Source organism: Endozoicomonas arenosclerae (genome assembly GCF_001562015.1).
Classification (GTDB): domain Bacteria; phylum Pseudomonadota; class Gammaproteobacteria; order Pseudomonadales; family Endozoicomonadaceae; genus Endozoicomonas_A; species Endozoicomonas_A arenosclerae.
This window is the reverse complement of record NZ_LASA01000055.1, coordinates 38,491-54,202: the sequence shown is the minus strand read 5'-3', so window position 1 is coordinate 54,202 and position 15,712 is coordinate 38,491. Positions and strand designations below refer to the sequence as shown.

The 15,712-nt window shown below is 46.7% G+C and carries 15 protein-coding genes; 6 read left to right on the top strand and 9 right to left on the bottom strand.

The features are described 5' to 3' along the window. The coding region (locus tag WG89_RS05845; protein WP_153301450.1) for an IS1595 family transposase at positions 1–500 on the top strand (500 nt) is incomplete at its 5' end. Further along, positions 493–2,232 carry a neutral/alkaline non-lysosomal ceramidase N-terminal domain-containing protein gene (locus WG89_RS05840; RefSeq protein ID WP_062262702.1) on the top strand — a complete coding sequence of 580 codons (1,740 nt, stop codon included), beginning with the start codon at positions 493–495 and terminating at the stop codon, positions 2,230–2,232. The genes WG89_RS05845 and WG89_RS05840, both read left to right, overlap by 8 nt. Positions 2,233–2,239: 7 nt before the next feature. Here WG89_RS05840 and WG89_RS05835 read toward each other — a convergent pair whose 3' ends face one another. From WG89_RS05835 to flhA, 6 genes are all read right to left on the bottom strand, one after another. Further along, the gene (locus WG89_RS05835) at positions 2,240–4,045 is read right to left on the bottom strand and encodes a type I restriction-modification system subunit M/S (protein WP_062262697.1); all 1,806 of its coding nucleotides are present in this window, start codon (positions 4,043–4,045) and stop codon (positions 2,240–2,242) included. A 522-nt stretch (positions 4,046–4,567) separates the two neighbouring features. Beyond that, positions 4,568–5,296, bottom strand: coding sequence for a flagellar type III secretion system pore protein FliP (fliP, locus tag WG89_RS05830; RefSeq protein ID WP_062262694.1), 729 nt, complete (start codon positions 5,294–5,296; stop codon positions 4,568–4,570). After that, positions 5,293–5,736 (bottom strand): flagellar biosynthetic protein FliO, encoded by a 444-nt coding sequence (gene fliO / locus WG89_RS05825; protein WP_062262691.1) that lies wholly within the window; start codon positions 5,734–5,736, stop codon positions 5,293–5,295. Before fliO ends, fliP begins: the two co-directional genes overlap by 4 nt. Positions 5,737–5,738: 2 nt before the next feature. Next, positions 5,739–6,149, bottom strand: coding sequence for a flagellar motor switch protein FliN (gene fliN, locus WG89_RS05820; protein ID WP_062262687.1), 411 nt, complete (start codon positions 6,147–6,149; stop codon positions 5,739–5,741). Next, complete coding sequence (gene fliM, locus WG89_RS05815; protein WP_062262684.1) at positions 6,149–7,129, bottom strand: flagellar motor switch protein FliM; 981 nt, start codon at positions 7,127–7,129, stop codon at positions 6,149–6,151. The genes fliN and fliM overlap by 1 nt, the downstream gene beginning before the upstream one ends. A gap of 129 nt (positions 7,130–7,258) precedes the next feature. Then, positions 7,259–9,379 (bottom strand): flagellar biosynthesis protein FlhA, encoded by a 2,121-nt coding sequence (flhA, locus tag WG89_RS05810; RefSeq protein WP_062262681.1) that lies wholly within the window; start codon positions 9,377–9,379, stop codon positions 7,259–7,261. 132 nt (positions 9,380–9,511) lie between these two features. On the opposite strand from flhA, the gene WG89_RS05805 reads away from it, so the two are divergent. The 3 genes from WG89_RS05805 (at position 9,512) to WG89_RS05795 (ending at position 12,389) form a co-directional block, all read left to right on the top strand. Next, positions 9,512–10,807: a motility associated factor glycosyltransferase family protein gene (locus tag WG89_RS05805; protein WP_062262678.1), complete on the top strand. Its 1,296-nt coding sequence runs from the start codon at positions 9,512–9,514 to the stop codon at positions 10,805–10,807. Beyond that, on the top strand, positions 10,804–11,073 hold the full coding sequence (locus WG89_RS05800) for a hypothetical protein (RefSeq protein ID WP_062262675.1): 270 nt from the start codon (positions 10,804–10,806) through the stop codon (positions 11,071–11,073). The genes WG89_RS05805 and WG89_RS05800 overlap by 4 nt, the downstream gene beginning before the upstream one ends. A gap of 110 nt (positions 11,074–11,183) precedes the next feature. Further along, entirely contained in the window at positions 11,184–12,389 is a 1,206-nt protein-coding gene (locus tag WG89_RS05795; RefSeq protein WP_062262658.1) for a diguanylate cyclase domain-containing protein, read from the top strand. On the opposite strand, the gene flhB is transcribed toward WG89_RS05795, so the two are convergent. Genes flhB through fliQ form a run of 3 tightly spaced genes read right to left on the bottom strand, consistent with a single transcriptional unit; the run spans position 12,390 to position 14,568 of the window. Further along, positions 12,390–13,523 carry a flagellar biosynthesis protein FlhB gene (flhB, locus tag WG89_RS05790; protein WP_062262655.1) on the bottom strand — a complete coding sequence of 378 codons (1,134 nt, stop codon included), beginning with the start codon at positions 13,521–13,523 and terminating at the stop codon, positions 12,390–12,392. It lies immediately after the preceding gene. Further along, positions 13,523–14,299: a flagellar biosynthetic protein FliR gene (gene fliR / locus WG89_RS05785; RefSeq protein ID WP_062262652.1), complete on the bottom strand. Its 777-nt coding sequence runs from the start codon at positions 14,297–14,299 to the stop codon at positions 13,523–13,525. The genes flhB and fliR overlap by 1 nt, the downstream gene beginning before the upstream one ends. Beyond that, positions 14,299–14,568: a flagellar biosynthesis protein FliQ gene (fliQ, locus tag WG89_RS05780; RefSeq protein WP_062262648.1), complete on the bottom strand. Its 270-nt coding sequence runs from the start codon at positions 14,566–14,568 to the stop codon at positions 14,299–14,301. The genes fliR and fliQ overlap by 1 nt, the downstream gene beginning before the upstream one ends. A 258-nt stretch (positions 14,569–14,826) precedes the next feature. Here fliQ and WG89_RS05775 point away from each other — a divergent pair, with 258 nt between their 5' ends. Then, the gene (locus tag WG89_RS05775; RefSeq protein ID WP_062262645.1) at positions 14,827–15,630 is read left to right on the top strand and encodes a flagellin N-terminal helical domain-containing protein; all 804 of its coding nucleotides are present in this window, start codon (positions 14,827–14,829) and stop codon (positions 15,628–15,630) included. The last annotated feature ends 82 nt before the right edge of the window (positions 15,631–15,712 follow it).

The window sequence follows — 15,712 nt, the reverse complement described above, 5'->3', positions numbered from 1 at the left end:
CCAGAGGCTGTGAAAAAAAACGTCGAAAAGGACGAAGAAACAGACTGAGAGCTGCTCGTGGCCGAGGAACCTTGGAAAAAGAGAAACCACCCATCTTTGGTATGATTCAGCGAGGTGGCCAGGTAGTGATCCGTATGCTTGCCAATGTTAAACGGGCAACCATCAAGCCACTGATCAGAGCTACTATAGAGCCAGGCACTCTGGTGTACACGGATGAATACTCGATTTACAACGAACTGGCAGAATGGGGTTATGGCCATAAATCTGTCTGCCATGGAGCCGGTGAATATGCACGAGATGAGGACGGCGACGGTTTTCATGAGATTCATGTGAATACAATGGAGGGGTTCTGGTCGCTGTTGCGTTCCTGGTTGCGTCCTCATCGGGGTATATCACAAGAGAAGTTACCGCTGTATTTGGGTTTCTTCGAGTGCCTGCACAATATCAAGAAGCGCGGGAAAGCAGCTCTAACCGGTCTTCTGGGAGTGTTGTTTGGATAACTCCCCGGAATCCATTAAGAGCCTTGAGAAAATGGTTTCCGGTATTGTTTCAGCCATTGAGAAAGCCCATGAAGATTTAGCTCCCTCTGAGGTCTGGATGAAGACAGGGCTGCTTGGGAATGCCAGTCGCAATCGTTCTCTTCCTGCGTATGAAAATAATATTGATGCTAATAAGCGCAACTCTATAGATCGACATATTCAACAGCTCAGGTTTGTCCGTAATGGTAAACCATTGGGCGCTATTACCTGGTTTGCGACACATGCGGTTTCTCTTCCGAGCAGCAATCACCTTCTGAGCAGTGATAACAAAGGTTATGCCAGCTGGGCATTTGAGCGATATGCAAAATACACCTGGGGTGTAGATTCATTCGTTGCTGCTTTTCCGCAAAGCAATGCAGGAGACATGACACCCAATCTGAACCTTGATGGAACCGGGCCGGGTAAGACTCCAGATGAAAATGCCAGGGAGATTGGTCGAAGGCAGTTTCACAAAGCTCTGAAGCTTTTTACCAGTGTGGGAAAAAGAGTCTATGGCGATATTGTATCAGCACAGAAATGGGTAGATTTTTCCAACTATGAGGTTTCACCGGAATATACCGGGATGAAAGATAGCGTGCGAACCTGCCCTCCTGCCATGGGGTATGGATTTGCAGCGGGTACGGAAGATGGTCGACCACCTTTTTTGATGCGAATGCTGTTAGGGGCCTATGAGGGAAGAAACAGTGAGAGGTGGTTAGTAAGGGTTGTGAATAAGTTTCTGACTGCCCCCTCAGCTGATGATCTGGATTGCCAGAAACCCAAGCCGGTCATGCTGTCTTTGGGAAGAGAGAAAAATTACCACTACCTGAATGACTGGTTGCCATCCGGAAACATGCATCGAGAAGTGATTAATCAGCCATGGGTTCCGGCAGTATTGCCATTGCTACTGGCCCGGATCGGTAACTTCCAGATTGCAGCACTTCCCGTTGAGCCCACTGTTATGGCTGGGAGGAGGCTTCGAACGAAACTGGCGCAACTTTCAGGAATCTTTCCCCGTTATATAGTGATTGCAGGTTACTCCAATGATTACGCCAGTTATCTGACCACTGCAGAAGAGTTCGACAAGCAACATTATGAAGGCGCATCAACCTTATATGGACGCTGGGAGTTAAGTGCCATGTTGCAGATATTTTCCAGATTATCGGGACAGCTCGAGGGTTCAGAACCGCCCCCTGATGAAGAGATCAGCCCTGTTGATCTCAGTTATTTATACGATGATGTTCACGTTCCGGATATTGTAGAGAGAGATAATTTGCCTTTTGGTAGAATCCTTGAGGATGTTCCTGAAGAAATTCACTCAGGGCAGACGGCGAAGGTGAGGTTTTATGCTTCACATCCAAGATCAGGTATGGGCCTGGACAGTTTTGTTTATGTTCAGATGAGAAACCAGTGGACAGGGATCTGGAAAACGGTGGCCACTGACGATGACTGGACAACGCAGTTTCGCTGGAGTTACAGCAAAGCTACTGTAGAGTGGACTCCTGACATCTATGACCTGCCTGGAACTTACAGAATTCTGCTAAGAGGGACTTATAACTCTTCCTGCAAAAATAAAGATTGCGTTAAAAAGTATTACGAATCAATATCGAGGGAATTCACTTATTCTTTTGATTGCGATAATCACTTTCAACTCCAGTCTATTAATTATTCCAGTTCTGGCAGCCGACTGAATCACTCCTGTTTCAATCATTGAAACTTTTTTAGACTGACCAGAGTTGTTTATTAATATTGACTGCCTTATCTCTGAGGAATCGAATTTCTGCATAGGCCTGCTTGATATCATTATGAGAAGCGATTGCCTGTTGCTGGTCCTGCTCATTAATTGCTGGCACTGGAAGGTTATGGATATCTTCAGTGTGTAAAAGAGGTACTTTTCCTCCCGTTTTAATCCGGTTAATCAAGGCTTTTCCGAGAGGAGAAGAGAGGTATCTGAATAAGACAACAGGATCTTGAATGCCTTTATCTGACATCAGCCGAACAATGATAAAAGCCTGGCTTGCCACCCAGTTATGACCGCATAGAGGAGGCACTATACCGACCTTACCTACCTGTCCTTTCACGACCAGTAGAATATCCCCTGGCTTCAGCAGTTGTTGTCTGGCTCGCTTGAGTTGATCTTCTGTTCGGATACTTTTTTCAGGGTTTTCTATCTCTCCGGCTTCATTGATATCACCGGGCAGAACTTCAATAAACGACTCCCCACTCATTGAGTCCTGGTGTCGGATGGCTTGTCCACGAATCAGTTCCGTGAGTTGTGATAATGGAGTGGTTTTCAGCTGACCTATCAGTTCGTTCAGTTTCAATTGATGATGAGGGAGAACGTAGCGGGACACCTGAAGGTTGTAGTGGTTTGAAGTAATGTCCTCGTAAGATACCTGTCGGGCAAACCGATCATTTGAGAAACTTTCACTTTGTTCAACCAGGGTGTTGATATTTCTCAGGCGTGTTCCTTTTGCCGGAGGTAATGCCCGGGATTTAAAAAAGTCATGATTGGCATCAATCATTGTCACTGAGTCAAAAGACTGTTGCTGATCAAAAACTAAAAGCGCAGATGACGACTTTCCTGCCACTGGGAGGTCAGAAGGCAGTGCAATCACGGTCTTTAAATGTTGGTTTTGTAAAAGTTTCTGTTTGAAAGACTGTTCTTTCTGGGTGCTTTTTTGCAGAAATGCCTGGGAAATCAGTATAACGGCCCGTTTTCTGGTTTGTGCAAGGGTATGAAACAGGGCCAGAATCTCCTGATTGAAACAGCTCTCAGGGTACCTGTCATAAAGGTCAGTGACTCTGTCAGAATCCAGCTGTTGTTCAATGGGCAGCAAAGCAATGCTGATATCAAAAAGCTTTAGCTTCCCAGGCTCAGTCCACTCTGGTGTATTCAAGGGATTGTTGTAAGTCAGCTCTGCAGGGGTATCCAGTAATACGTTACATATGGCAGCCAGAGGAGAGTTTGAATCTGTTTCAAAAAAGCGTTGGCCTGGTTGCTTTGCCGCTTTCAGCATCAATGAGGTGGATGCTTCAAATGGGCAGTAGATTTCATCTTCTTCCTTAATGTCAGCCAGACCAGCCAGAAGTTCCGCAAAACTATCCGTTATAGGCAAAGGTTGCATCTGGCATCCTGCCAGAACGTCCAGTAACGAGGGAACAACTTTTTCGGGTTCAATAAGTTTTTGTTGCCAGGCTACTTTGAGAATGGAAAACATCTCAGCGAAGCTGGATTCAGGGATGGAATGAATAAATGATTCAGCTTTTTTAAAGGCGTCCCGACTGTGCTCTGGAGCTTCACGGCCTAACCTGATCAGGTATTGTGCAACACTGTCTTTGGATGTCAGTGAAAGGGTCGGATCGAATTGCAGGGATTCTTCAAGCCATTCTTCATCGGTCAGTTTCTGCCAGACCAGTATTTGCCCGACAGTCAGCCAGTAATCTGAAAACCAGCTTTTTCCAGCCGGCCCTTTATTGGCTAATGATTTTTTCCTGGCTAACTGCTTGATGATGTCGTGGCTCATAACCCCTCCTTGGAACTATGGCTAAGCGCTTTAATTTTCAAGCTATGGGCATTGATATTAAAAGGCGTAATTAGAAAGTTATCGTCTTTGTCAGGGCATTACCAGATGAATCAAGCACTGATGGAAAAGGTTATGAATTGATTCCGATAATCAGCAGTTGATTACCGGAATCAGAATCTGATTGCGAAAGAAATTAAAAGAAAGAACTAAACGCTATTGGACATAAAGGCTGAAGAGGTATGAGCCAAAAATGCTGCCAGCAATGAAATACAGAGTGAGAAGTAGCTGTTTTCGAGACTGTCTATTTTCCATGCTATGAATTCCCTTTTGTGAAAATGATACTGATAAAAATTACGCATTGATTATAAAGGCAAGAACCAGATAGGAGAGGACACCGAATGTGAAGCCTGATGCAACTACAGTCTTGGATTTCATACATTAATCCTTTAATGATGTATTTTGGGGCTCAGTCTTATTCTTTGAAGCATCAATACTGTCAGAGATAAGTGGATAAGGAAAGTTTCAACCAAAGCTGGAAGCCAGAGTACCCATGGTCAGTACCCAGCCGTCTACAAGGACAAAAAGCATCAGTTTGAAGGGCAAAGAAATCATTTGTGGCGAGAGCATAATCATACCCATGGCCATCAGTACGCTGGCAACCACCAGGTCTATGACCAGAAACGGGATATAAATAATAAAGCCGATCTGAAAGGCGGTTTTCAGTTCACTGGTGATAAAGGAAGGAATTAGAATAGAGAAACTGACTTCCTCCAGCGGAATCCCTTCTTCATTACCTATGCGCATAAAAAGGGAAAGGTCGGTTTCTCTGGTCTGGTTCAGCATAAAGGTTCGCATAGGCTCAGAAGCTGTCTTCAAGGCCTGCATCATTGTCAGCTCTTCATTCATGTAGGGCGTGACAGCCTGATTATACATTTTGCCGAAAATTGGAGACATGATCAGCAGGGTCAGAGCCAGAGCTATGCCAATGAGCACCTGATTGGGAGGCGATTGCTGAAGGCCAATGGCTTGACGAAGGATCGCCAGCACAATAATGATCCGGGTAAAGCTGGTGAGCATCATCAGGGCTGCTGGAATAAACCCGATCAGGGTCATCAGCACCAGAATCTGCAGGGTTGCGCTGTATTCTTGACCGTCTTCTGTATCGGTTACAGTCAGCAGAGGAAAGCCAGAGGGCTCTGCCAGAGATAAGGTTGGAATCAGAAGAAGAGCAAGTAAAAGGTACCGGCTCACTTTGAGTTCCTGCCTTTTAATAAACTCCTGAATTGATCAGCAAAATCGTGCTGATTTTCTTTGTTGTCAGGCGGTATCGGCGATTCGTCAAATGTTTGGATCAGGTTGACTTGCTGGTTAGTGACGCCCAGCAGAATATCTTTTTCACCCACTCGAATCAGGCAGACTCTGGCCTGACTGGATACCGGGATGCTGGAGATCACTTTTATTCCCTGCCCTATAGCCGGTGTGCCGATATTCAGCTTTTTGACAATCCATGCCAGGGCAAAAATCAGCAAAATCACAAAGAATAGCGGCGCGATGACTTGCGTCAGACTGAGGTCTGCGGCTTTTTCTGGTTCGGCTTCTGCAACAGCAGCCGTTGTGAAGCCCGTCAGGCATGCAAGCCACACTTTGATAAGAAAACTTTTCAGATGTGGGGGCAATGAAACGTTTCTCATGGCTAAGACAATTTCTTGATGCGTTCCGATTCACTCACAACGTCTGTGAGTCGAATACCGTATCGATCATTGATAACAACCACTTCTGCATAGGCGATCAGGGTACCATTGACCTTCACGTCCAGAGGCTCAGAGGCTTCTTTCTCAAGCTCAACCACAGAGCCTTTATTGAGACGCAAAAGGTCAGCAATGCTGATTTGTGTGCTGCCCAGCTCCAGTGAAAGAGTCACGGGGATGTCCAGAATCAGTCCAAGATCAGGACTCTTCTCCAGACTGTCTTCATCGTCGCTTTCGACTGAACCACTGACCGCTTCTTCAATAATGGTTGCACTGTCTCTTGTGGCTTCCTGTTGAGAGTCCTGCTCTTCTGGGGCCGAGCCTTCCTGAGGTTCCTGATCGTCCTGATCGCTCATTACACTTCCTCTTTATTCTGGAGCGCAATTTTTGAATTCACCTTGCGTGATACTTTCAGCGCCAACATGTCATCATCTCTGCAAACACTGGCTTGTAGACAGGGAATACCTGCCACTTTGACAGAAACCAGCTTGGGCATATCTGCCTGAATAATGTCGCCTACCTGAAGCTTTAACACTTGTTCGAGCGAGAGCTGCACATTGCAGAGGGTGGCACTCATTTCAACCGGTGCCATCAGAATGCTGTTGCGCAGATTTTGTCGCCATTCCGGGTCCTGCTCTGTAAATTTGAAGGTGTGTAGTTTTTCCCTGACCGGTTCCAGAGCCCGATAAGGCAAAATGATATGAAGGTGGCCTTCTTTGTTGGCCAGTTTTAATCGGAAGCGGCTGACCAGAATTAATTCTGCGTCACTGGTGAAAATGGTTGATACCGGATTAGAGTCGTATTCTGGCAACCGAACCCTGAAGGGCAGAATGGTTTCCCAGGATTGCTGAAGGTTTTCGATGGCGGACTTGAGAAAACGTCTGACCATTCTCAGCTCGGTCTGGGTCATTTCCCGATCGCTTTCATCTGAGCTGTCGCCCGGACCACCAAAGAACAGCTCAACCATGGCACTAACCAGTTTGATATCCAGAGCAAAGAAACCGGAGCATTTTAGTGATTGCACCCTGAAGAGATGTTGAACTTCAGCAGAGCGGTTTTCGTTGATGTAGTCGCCGTATTTCAGGGAATCAACCCTTTCGAATTTGGCTTCAATACCCGTGTGAAGAAGATTATAAAGACTGTGTCGAAAGTTTTGGGCAAAGCGTCGATAGATCAGCTCAAGAGTGGGGAGCAGATCATGAATTTTGTAATCAGGATTGGTCAGGTCATAAGACTTAACATTGGCATAACTTTCCCCGTTGGAGACTTTTTCATTTGTCTTCCTGGAGTTGTTAACCAATAGGTTCAAGACGTCTTGCGGTACAGATTTTTTCACGCAGCCTCCTGCTCGCGCGTACTCGATCCAGACTGCTAGTGAAAATGCAGGCTTAAGCCTTTCACCTTCTAGTTAATTCTTATCATATTCACGGCAAAGCGTGAAGCGCAAGCATCTTTTACTGAGTGGTTAACCTACTTTCCCAACAATGGTAATGTCTTTGTTCTCTGGCACTTCATTAAAGGACAGCACTTTCATCCCTTCAGTACAGAGTCGGGCATAGCGAGCCATCATGGGTCTTAACTGAGCTGAAACCAGTAGGATAGCAGGCTTCCCCTCGGCCATTAGTTGCCGGGTGACTTCCGGTAAATGTGTTTGTAGTTGTTCTGAAATGCCGGGCTCCAGAGGCAGTGTATCGGGTGTGAACTGGCTGTTTTGCTGCGCTTGCTGCCATGCCTGCATCATCACCTGTTCCAGTTTTTCATCCAGTGTGACAACCGGAATATTTTGTTCACTGCCTACCAGGTTATGAACAATGGTTCTTTTTAATGCAGCTCTGACCTCACCAGCCAGCATTTGCGGGTGGCTGTGTCGTTCAGTGGCTTCCAGCAAGGTACTGGCAATAGTTTTGAAATCGCTGACAGGGACATCTTCAAGCAACAGTTCTCTTAAGACTCGCATGACCTGGCTGGTGGATAATTTTTTAGGCACCAGTTCTTCAGATAGTTTGGAAGAATGTTTGGTGAGATTTTCGAGCAGTTGTTGTACTTCATCATGACCCAGTAGTTCAGAAGCATTTTCTTCAATCACTTTGCTGATGTGTGTGGCAATGACAGTTGAAGGATCAACAACGGTATAGCCCAGTGAAATGGCATCATCCTGAAGGTCTTCTGCAATCCAGATAGCTTCCAGTCCGTAAGCAGGGTCATGGGTGGGCATGCCTGTCAGCTCTCCAAATACTTCTCCCGGATTGATTGCAAGGAATTTATCCGGCTCCAGCTCACCCTCTGCAGATTCAACGCCCATCAGTGAAATCCGGTAAGCACTGGGCTTTAACCCAAGATCATCGCGAATGTGTACACTGGGAATCAGAAAGCCCAGCTTGTTGGAAAGGCTTTTTCGAATCCCTTTAATCTGGGTCAGTAACTTTCCGCCCTGGTTATCATCAACCAGAGTTATAAGTCGGTAGCCCAGTTCCAACCCTAAAGGATCAACCGGAGGGACATCGTCCCAGGTCAATTGTCCTGCTTCTGGCGTTTGTTCTTGCTCCTGATCTTCAGAGTTCTCCTGTGATTCCTGTAATTGATTCTTCTTGTAGGCCCACCAAGCCATGGCGGCTACAACGCTACCCAAAGACAAAAAGGCGAGATGAGGCATCCCAGGTACCAGCCCCATCACAATGATGATGGTGGCGGTGACGGCCAAAGCTCTAGGGGAGGAAAACATCTGGTCAGAGATCTGATTGCCGACATCGGCAGATTCAGAAACCCGGGTAACAATAATGGCTGCAGCAGTGGACAGCAGGAGAGAGGGAATCTGGGCAACCAAACCGTCTCCAATGGTGAGCAATGCATAAATAGAGAAAGCTTCACTGAAACTCAGGTTGTGGAGCATGATGCCAATACAAAGCCCACCAATAATATTGATGGCAAGAATCAGTAGACCTGCAACAGCATCCCCGCGTACAAACTTTCCGGCACCGTCCATAGCGCCGTAAAAATCAGCCTCTCGTCGTACAACTTCCCTGCGATCGTGGGCTTCTTTCTGATCGATCAGCCCAGCATTCAAGTCGGCATCAATAGCCATCTGTTTGCCAGGCAATGCATCCAGAGTAAAGCGGGCAGATACTTCGGAAATACGTCCGGCGCCTTTGGTGACCACAACAAAGTTAATGATGATCAGGATAAAGAACACCACCAGACCGACAACATAGTTGTTGCCAATGACGACTTCACCAAATGCCTGAATCACCTTTCCGGCAGCACCGCTGCCTTCATGTCCCTGGAGCAGTACCACACGAGTTGAGGCAACATTCAGTGCCAGGCGCAATAACGTCGTCACAAGCAGAATGGTGGGGAAAACAGCAAAGTCCAGTGGCCTGAGTGTGTAGATGCTGACCAGTAGAACCAGCAGAGAAAGGGCAATATTAAATGTGAATAGCATATCCAGCATAAATGCTGGAATGGGGAGTGTGACCATACCGATGGTAATCAGTACGATCAGGGGAATACCCAGGTAACCCCCACCTATTCTCTTCAGAGTGTCTTTGTTAAGTGAATTGCCGAGAGAGTCCAGAAATCCCCTGTCCATGGGAGTATCCGTTGGCTGACGTGATTTCTTAAACGTAACAGTATGAACCTTCTAAAGAAAGTCAGCCTTTATGATCAGGGCGATCAGTCGATGGCATCTTCAGTCGGCAAATGGGCAGAGTGAGATCATTCCATGTCTGAACTCTTCGAGAAAAACATCCAGGTGATAGAAGATCGCTGGCCGGAACTGGCAGAGGTCATTCGGCAACAGGATTTAGAACAATTGGATGCGCACCTGGTTACGGGGGCGAATCAGACGATCAGTGTCAATAATGTTCAGTTGTCGAGCAGGCATAACCGTCTGCATGAGGCTATGTTACAGGCCGCTATGGTACCGGAAGAGAGTGCAGTAGCCTTTCTTTACGGTACAGGTATGGGCGACATTCAGGATGAATTGCTCAAGCGAAGCCAGCTGAGTGAACTTCATGTACGCATAATGAATGAAGCGATATTCAGTCTGGTCATGCATTACACAGATCAGACCCACTGGCTTGAAGATCCAAGAGTTGATCTGGCCAGTGCTGCTGTCTTCAGAGATATAGAAAAGCCTTACTTTGCCATTCCTTCCGATCTGGTGCTGGCTTCAGAGGTCAATATTACTTCAAGAAACCAGCTCTGGAATGACTGCAATGATGAATATATGAACCGGCCATTTAAAAAGGATAATCCTGAATTTAATGAACGGTTGAATGAGAATATATCCCTGATTGAACAGGATCAGGATGTCTCGGAGTGGTTCGATTCTGCCAAAGGTCGAAATGCCTATATCATCGCCAGTGGCCCTACTCTTGAAGACAATTACGAACACATCTTAAGGCAAAAGGAATCGAGTAACCCTCCCTTGATCATATCGGTAGATACCGCTTTTATTCCTCTGATAGAGCATGGAATACGACCTGATATTGTCGTCAGTATTGATTACTACATGACGGCAGAACGTCTTGGATCTGCACGAAGTGGTTCTATCCCGCTGGTTTATTTTCCTCTGGTCACACATGACGCTCTGTCTACATGGCAAGGCCCAAGATTTTGTGCGTACTCCGTTACAGAGCTGTTTGAATCTATCAGGGAAAGTCATCCCAAGGGAGATTTGTTTACCTACGGCAGTGTGGTCCATCCAGCCATTGATTTAGCAGTGAAGATGGGGGTGAAAAGCGTCTCATTTTTTGGTGCGGACTTCTCATATCCTGGAGGAGAGTCTCATGCACATTGGAAAAATGGCACACTGACCCAGCACTCCAGCAAAGCTCAACATTGGGTTCTTAATGGCAAGGGTGAGAAAGTTCCCTCCCAGCCTAACTTGATCAGTTATTTGGTGGGGGTTGAATATTACATCCGCATGCACCCATCGATCAGCTTCTTTAATTCCAGTCTCAAAGGTGCCCAAATTGAGGGTGCGGTTCACTACAAGTCAGGTGAGATGGCATGAAAGATTACATGACCCCAAGAGAAAAGCTGACGGTTGTTGCTCATATGATGAGGGTAGGAAACCTGGCTGATGCCAATGCCTGCATCCCCATCATAATGAATGAAACAATGCTTGTTTTAGAACAGTTAGAAAGTGAAGATCGGCGTTGGTTGGAAGGTTTAATGAATAAAGTGGCTCAGTCTCAGGAAAAGCACGACTGGCTGGGCTTTGCAGATTATCTGGAGTACGAGTTAACCGCTTTATACCCCGAAAAAAATATTCAATAAAATGTTGTCCAGGTGACAAAGAGAGAAAAGTATTTAAAAGAGTATGATTATTCACTGAACAGTCCGGCCGATGAGGGATTAACACTCATCAGCAAAGACCTGTTTTTCAGATGTCGTTATTCAAACAAAGTAACTATGCCCCGTTGTTTTTTTCGCTTCTCTTGCTGCTAGCTCTGGTTTCCGGTCTGCTGATTTATACACCCAAAACTCTTAAATCCTTCGCTGAACATCAGGCAATAATCAATGCCCAGAAAGAAGTCGAGAAAGTACGAGTCCTGATCGATTTTTATGATGAGCAGGTGATATCCAAGGTTCGTACTTCGGATGATTTTCATCTGGGTACTCAGCCAATGGGTGATAAAAAACAACTGCCTGTTCCATTTACCTTTATTGTTGAGCTGGGGCAGGCTTACGGTGATCTTTCAGATAATTTTTCCGTCTACAGTCCTTATCCATTTGAAGGTCGGAAGCGGAACATCTCGGATTTTGATCGGGAAGCCTGGGCTGTTTTAAGCAAGGGGCATAAATCCTTCTTTCTGAAAAGAGAAATGATGGATGGGAAAGAGTGGGTCAATATTGCTTTGCCTCAGTCAATGACTTCCAGTGTCTGTACGGGTTGCCATAATGTGCATCCGCAGTCGGTCAAGAAAGATTGGCAGGTGGGTGATATCAGGGCCGTTTTTAAAACCAGAGTGTCTTTGAGTACGGCTCAGAAAAAAGGGCATGAGATTGCCAAAACAGTATCGGCAGGGCTCGGACTGGTCTTTTTTCTTTCCGTGATACTGTTTCTGTTTTTCTTTAGCCGCAAAAAGTCCGAGGATTCCCTCCGCGATCTGGCTCTGGTTGATCAGATGACGCACCTGCAGAATAAGTTTGCCTTTCAGGCAGCTTTAGCGGATCTGGTTCAACAGCGGTCCCCAGGTTATCTCTTATATCTTGATCTGGATGGTTTCAAGGGCGTGAACGATACCTTTGGCCACGCTGCCGGTGACAGGATTCTTGAAGTAGTCTCGGATCGAATGGCCAGTGCTGCCCGAAATATGGGGGAGGCTTTTCGATTAGGTGGGGACGAGTTTGCCATTATCGTGGATCAGTTCGAAGATAAAGAGTCTATCCGTCGGCTCTGTGACTGGTTGCTGGCCTCTATTGCCCAGCCGGTACAATTTCAAGGGCAAGCCCTTAGCGTTGGACTCAGTATGGGTATTGCCTTTAATGATGGTACTTTCTCAGAGGCGGATGACTGGGTGAAGCGGGCTGATCAGGCCATGTATCGTTCCAAGGAAGCGGGCAAGAATCGATACACATTTGCAGAATGATCATTTTCTTAAATACTCCGGAATATCAGGTTCTTCAGGCTTTTCCGGGTAAACGCTGTTTCTGCCAGCCCGGTATTCATTCAGTCTGTGTACATAAGCCAGTAGTTGAGCCACAGCCAGGTAGAGGTCAGTAGCCACCTCCTGATTCAGTTTGGTCGAGTGATAGATGGCTCGTGTCAGAGCTGGCGACTGGAGAACGGTTCGGTTGTGGGCACGGGCTATTTCACAGATCTTCAGAGCCATATGATCCACACCTCTGGCAATGACATAGGGGGCTTTTGCCTTGTTTGTGTCGTATTTTAATGCCACTGCATAATGAGTTGGGTTGGTAATAATAATATCTGAGTCTGGAACAGCTTCCAGCATTCTCCGATTTGCGACTTCTTTCTGAAGCTCTTTGACCCGGCTTTTAAGTTCAGGATTACCTTCGGTTTCCTTCATCTCGTCTTTCACTTCCTGACGAGTCATTTTCAGCTGCTGTTTGTGATCCCAGATCTGGAAGGGGATATCAATCAATGAGATCACCACCAGAGCAATGGACAAACTGATAATGGCCTGTCCAAGAATCACAAGGCTGTGAAGGATGGCCTGCTGAACTGGCAGTAAACTCAGTGCCAGAATCTCGCGATAGAAATAGCTGACAGAAATCATCATAACGCCGCCGACCAGAACGATTTTTAAAATAGACTTCAGCAGCTCGATCATGGATTTCTTTGAGAACATTCTGCCCAGTCCTTTGATTAGACTGAGTTTTTCCAGCTTTGGCATTAAAGGCTCTCCGCTGAAGAGCCAGCCCCCCATCACTAGAGAAGCCGCTACGATAGACAGAATCGTGAAACTGAAAAAGGGAATGAGACTGCTGAATCCATAGACCACCTGATGGGCCATCAGTCCCGGCAGGTTCTCTACATTTACGAGCCTTTCCTTGGTGAAGGAAAATCCGAAGCGGGCAACATCTCCCAGGGTTTCTGCCATAAAAGAGCCTGACAGAATAATCCCTCCTACTCCTGCCAGAAAAAGAGCAACAGTAACCAGTTCTTTAGAGCGGGCTACCTGTCCTTTTTTACGCGCATCCTGCAGGCGTTTCTGAGTGGGCTCTTCGGTACGCTCCATGCCATTGGGATCTTCTGCCATTACTGCCTCCACATGACTTTTAGCATTGTCATGGTTTCTTCAGTGAGCTGCAGGAAAATACCGGAAATATTGGCAACACTCAGAAGCAGAGCCAGCAATCCACACAACATGGACATGGGGAATCCCAGAGAGAATACATTCAGCTGGGGAGCTGCTCGATTCATAACCCCGAAGGTGAAGTTCACCACCATCATTGCAGTAATTGCAGGAAGAGAAATGAGTAGCGCGCTGCTGAATACCCAGGCCCCGAGTTTAATCAATTGATCAAGGCTGTCCGAAAAACCAAGATCGGTACTGATGGGCATCAGATAGAAACTGTTGATCAGCAGTTCAATGACGATCAGGTGGCCATTCAGGCTGAGGAACATCAGAAAAGCCAGTAACTGAAAGAATTGGGCCAGAATCGGGATATTAACGCCATTGACCGGGTCTACCATGACCGCCATACCCAATCCCATCTGCATCGACATCATCTGCCCGGCGGTTGTAAAAGTGGCCATGAATAAATTAAGGAGAAGAGCGCCAGTCAGGCCAATAGCCAACTCGTGGAGCATGATACCCAGTGCAGCTATTGAAAAGGGCTCTACTGCAGGAACTGCGGGAATGATGTTCATGATCAGGAAGGCTATGGAAAGTCCCATCGAAAGTCGGACTCTGGCCGGTACAGAAGCTGCTCCAATGATGGGCATGAACATGAACAGGGTGCTGATGCGAATAAAAGGCCACAGGAACTGACCAACCCATGCCGTCAATTCAGCAGTGGTGAGGTTGATCATCAGAACAGCAGCTCGGGTATGGATGTATACAGGTTGACAAACAGGTCCATAAATTCCCGAATCAACCAGTGTCCTCCCAGCCCAAGTGCCATGAGAGTGGCCAGAAGTCTGGGTAGGAAGCTGAGCGTCTGTTCATTAATCTGGGTGGCAGCCTGAAAAATACTGACAATCAGCCCAACCAGCAGGCTGGGCAGGATAATGACAGAAACCATCAGAACCACCAGGTACAGCGCTTGCCTGAGCAGATCAACGACCACCTCGGGGGTCATAGGGCGCTCCAGAAAAGGCATGTTTCACTATTAAAAGGGAATAAGGATTATTAAATCAATTTTTTATCTCATTTTATTCTTTAAATCATTTAAGTCCGATCATGGTTTCTCCGAGTGAAGTGTACTGTTGAATCGAAATCATATGGCCACCTCCTGAGTGTTGTGACCTAATGAAAGTCGATCAGCAGCGAAAGCTTTCGCAGTAAGCAGCCAATAGCGCTGTGAAAATGAATAATTCCATCGGATGGAGAAACCAACATGGTAATGTCAGTAAACTCCAACATTGCATCACTGAACGCCCAGCGTAACCTGACTTCCAGTCAGAGCATGCTGCAGACAGCTATGCAACGTTTGTCTTCAGGTCTTCGTATCAACAGTGCCAAGGATGATGCTGCTGGCCTGCAGATTTCTAACAAGATGACTACCCAGATCAAAGGTCTGTCTGTAGCCATCAAGAACGCAAACGACGGTATTTCTTTGGCTCAGACTGCTGAAGGTGCCATGCAGGAAATCACTAACTCATTGCAGCGTATGCGTGAGCTGGCCCTGCAGGCTTCCAACGGTACTTATGCCACTGCAGACCGTACTTCTCTGAATGCTGAGTTCACAGCTCTGCAGTCTGAAATTACCCGTATCAAGGACACCACTGAATTCAACGGTCAGGTTCTGTTGTCTTCAGCCAAGTCTTTCACTGCTGCGGTTAACTATAAGAATGGTACTGGTGTAACTATTTCTATAGCTGCTGTGACAATCACTGCTGCTGGTAGTATCGGTACTGTTTCTGCTGCAAATACAGCTCTGGGACAGATCGATGCTGACATCGTCACTGTTGATACTGTACGTGCCGGACTGGGTGCTGCCCAGAACCGTCTGACTTCTACTATCAACAACTTGTCCAATGTTCGTGAGAACATGTCGGCTTCCCGTAGCCGTATTCTGGATACTGACTTCGCTACAGAAACTGCGAATCTGACCAAGTACCAGATCATGCAACAGGCTGGTACAGCTGTTCTTGCTCAGGCTAACCAGATTCCTCAGAACGCTCTGTCTCTTCTCAGATAAGTTCTGGATAGTTGGTTTAGTAGAACCCGCAGTAGGGAGGCGCTTTGCGCCTCCTTTTTTGTAGAGAGGGGTCGATAAAGTC

What these genes read in the sequence shown, in the direction of transcription:
- fliN (WP_062262687.1), bottom strand. Translation starts at nt 6,149, where the DNA reads ATGAGCGATCAGGACGATCAGGAACCTCAGGAAGGCTCGGCCCCAGAA.
- fliQ (WP_062262648.1), bottom strand. Translation starts at nt 14,568, where the DNA reads ATGACCCCCGAGGTGGTCGTTGATCTGCTCAGGCAAGCGCTGTACCTG.
- WG89_RS05795 (WP_062262658.1), top strand. Translation starts at nt 11,184, where the DNA reads ATGTCGTTATTCAAACAAAGTAACTATGCCCCGTTGTTTTTTTCGCTT.
- WG89_RS05775 (WP_062262645.1), top strand. Translation starts at nt 14,827, where the DNA reads ATGGTAATGTCAGTAAACTCCAACATTGCATCACTGAACGCCCAGCGT.
- fliO (WP_062262691.1), bottom strand. Translation starts at nt 5,736, where the DNA reads ATGAGAAACGTTTCATTGCCCCCACATCTGAAAAGTTTTCTTATCAAA.
- WG89_RS05805 (WP_062262678.1), top strand. Translation starts at nt 9,512, where the DNA reads ATGTCTGAACTCTTCGAGAAAAACATCCAGGTGATAGAAGATCGCTGG.
- WG89_RS05835 (WP_062262697.1), bottom strand. Translation starts at nt 4,045, where the DNA reads ATGAGCCACGACATCATCAAGCAGTTAGCCAGGAAAAAATCATTAGCC.
- fliR (WP_062262652.1), bottom strand. Translation starts at nt 14,299, where the DNA reads ATGATCAACCTCACCACTGCTGAATTGACGGCATGGGTTGGTCAGTTC.
- flhB (WP_062262655.1), bottom strand. Translation starts at nt 13,523, where the DNA reads ATGGCAGAAGATCCCAATGGCATGGAGCGTACCGAAGAGCCCACTCAG.
- WG89_RS05800 (WP_062262675.1), top strand. Translation starts at nt 10,804, where the DNA reads ATGAAAGATTACATGACCCCAAGAGAAAAGCTGACGGTTGTTGCTCAT.
- flhA (WP_062262681.1), bottom strand. Translation starts at nt 9,379, where the DNA reads ATGGACAGGGGATTTCTGGACTCTCTCGGCAATTCACTTAACAAAGAC.